This window comes from Neobacillus drentensis (genome assembly GCF_036965425.1).
In the GTDB taxonomy this organism is placed as follows: Bacteria; Bacillota; Bacilli; order Bacillales; family Cytobacillaceae; genus Neobacillus; species Neobacillus drentensis_F.
This window is the reverse complement of the sequence record NZ_JBALPP010000208.1, coordinates 386-2,847: the sequence shown is the minus strand read 5'-3', so window position 1 is coordinate 2,847 and position 2,462 is coordinate 386. Positions and strand designations below refer to the sequence as shown.

At 32.0% G+C, this 2,462-nt stretch carries 3 protein-coding genes and 2 pseudogenes; all 5 read left to right on the top strand.

Going from position 1 to position 2,462, the window contains the following annotated elements; genetic code table 11:
• Positions 1-14: 14 nt before the first annotated feature.
• Positions 15-100, top strand: a pseudogene (locus V7161_RS30495) (FMN-dependent NADH-azoreductase); the annotation flags it as partial.
• A 32-nt stretch (positions 101-132) separates the two neighbouring features.
• A pseudogene (locus tag V7161_RS30095) lies at positions 133-515 on the top strand (NAD(P)H-dependent oxidoreductase); the annotation flags it as partial.
• 29 nt (positions 516-544) lie between these two features.
• The gene (locus tag V7161_RS30090; RefSeq protein WP_335716429.1) at positions 545-988 is read left to right on the top strand and encodes a carboxymuconolactone decarboxylase family protein; all 444 of its coding nucleotides are present in this window, start codon (positions 545-547) and stop codon (positions 986-988) included.
• Between the two features lie 345 nt (positions 989-1,333).
• Entirely contained in the window at positions 1,334-1,744 is a 411-nt protein-coding gene (locus tag V7161_RS30085) for a hypothetical protein (RefSeq protein ID WP_335716428.1), read from the top strand.
• A gap of 206 nt (positions 1,745-1,950) precedes the next feature.
• A complete protein-coding gene (locus V7161_RS30080) occupies positions 1,951-2,418 on the top strand; it encodes a hypothetical protein (RefSeq protein WP_335716427.1) in 468 nt (155 codons plus the stop codon).
• Positions 2,419-2,462: the final 44 nt, after the last annotated feature.

The window sequence follows — 2,462 nt, the reverse complement described above, 5'->3', positions numbered from 1 at the left end:
AAGGGGAAATAAAAATGAACAAAACGCTTATTTATTAACGCACATCCAAAACATAGATGATACTGCTTCAGTTAGCTTGCAGGTTTTTACCCACTTTTTGAAAGTTTATAAAGGATCAATTCATGATAGCGCCAAGAGCAAAAAATAACGGAGAGTATGTCCGAGATCTTACAACAATTTAAAAGTGCAAATACGTATGTCATCGTTTTACCTTTGCATAATTTTAATATTCCATCAAAGTTAAAAGATTATATGGACAATATCGTGAGCGCACGAGAAACTTTTAAATATACTGAAAATGGCTCAGTAGGTCTACTTAAAGACGGACAAAGGAATTCTTGTCATACAAGCAAGTGGATCAAAATATACCAATGTTCAATTTCCTTGGTATTGAAAATTATCAAATCAATCGAGCAGGAGCTTCTTTACTAGAACCAAATGAAGTATTTCAAAAAGAATCTAAAGAAGTTGAAGAAGCTGCTTCAAGACTAGCACCTAAATTAATACTAGCTTAAAGGAAAAGAAATATAAGGGGGTAATTAAATTGGAACAACGAGTTGATTATTACAATGTAGCACCAGAAGCACTTAAAATAATGATGGATATGGAGAAGTATACGAAAACAACAGGTATTGACCGTAAACTTCGTGAACTTATAAAAATTCGGGCTTCTCAAATAAATGGTTGTGCATATTGTATTAACATGCATACAACGGATGCTAGAAAAATGGGAGAAACGGAACAACGTTTATATTGTATTAGTGCTTGGAGAGAGTGCACATTTTACACAGATGCAGAGAAAGTAGCTCTTGAATTGACTGAATACGTAACTTTAATCCCTACAAAACGCGTGCCGGAAGAGCTTTATCAACGAGTACGTGAACATTTTGATGAGAGACAATATGTTGACCTTGTAATGATAATTAATCAAATCAACAGTTGGAATAGAATTTCTATTGCAATGGGGAATACAGCAACTGATAAATAATTACTCACAGCGAATTTCTAATAATATTCGTCTCAGTTTGTAAAAAAAAGCATCCAAATGAACCAGGTTTGGATGCTTTTCCGTTTTATGCTTATATTGAGAATAAAATTACCTATTGCCTATGAAAGATTGTGAAATTTACACTTAAACTGACGGTTGCAAGAGTTAAGAATGGGATGGCTGCGGCTGCGGCGATCCCTTTTTTATTCGACTAAAGGGACAGGTTTGTTAATGTATACTTTTATTCTTTCTCTTTAACATTAAATTTCCAAAATGAAAATACATAGATAATCTATGTATACTTATGATAAAATTATTATAAATCCTTAATAGGGAGTGTAATTAATGGGGAATTTGTTACGGACTGTTTTATATTTATTTATAACAACAATGGTTTTTGTAATATTTAATGAAGGAGCAATGTTCACTCTGAACCAAGGGACAGCATTCTCAGTTACAATTACAGTAATTTCTTTCCTTGCCTTTGGACCAATATGCTACTTAATAACGAGGTATTTCGAATTTGGCAGATGGAAATATGTTTTTTACATTCCATTTATTAATGAAATAATGTACATTTTAATAATTTACAAAACAAATCTCCGGACTTATTTTCCTTTGGAGGATGATAATTTTGGAGTTGGAATTATGATGTTGCCCTTAATAGTTATAATGTGCATTATTTTTATAGTAACAACATTTATGGGAACCCATATTAGAAAAAAGGCGATTCTAAGGGGTTCTTCACTATTTTAAATTATTTTGTAATATGCAACGGGCCGTTGATTCAGTTTTCAGTATTAGATTACAGTTTGTGAACAATATATTTAAAGTAACGGGTGCAAGAGTTGAAGATGGCGATTGCAGCGGCGATCCCTTTTTTATTGCACTAACGGATGCAGGATACTTGAAGAAGAAAAGGGGATATAATTAATTGAATTTATTTAAGGGGGAAGTAATTTATGAAACTTCCTGATGGAATAACTGGCTTTTATGAGAAACATAATAGACCTCCAATGATTGATGGAAAGCAGTTTAAACTTCTATGTTTCAATTCCATTAAAAGTAATGGAGGAAAGGTTTTAGAATTTAAGGAGCCAAAAGAAAAATCTAATTTTTTTGATGTGGAAGTTAATGCTTTTAATAAACATTTTCATATCTTGTTAAATGCACATTATCCTTTAATAGCTTTTGCTTCTGTTGTTAGTTTCGGAGAAATTGATTTTATTGATGAACCTCAATTAAATAGTGAGTTTAGCCCTTTTTATCGTGTACTGGGTACAGAAGAACTAAACGAACAAATAATAAATTCAGATTCAAAAAAAGGTACCATACAAAATGAAAATAAATTGAACGGTGCTGAATTAAAGCAACTAGCATATTGGAAACCAGAAAGAATTGGCGATGTAATTTTTAATAACTGGGATTGATTATCTCCCTTATTCAACTAACGGATGCAAGAGTTAAAGATTGG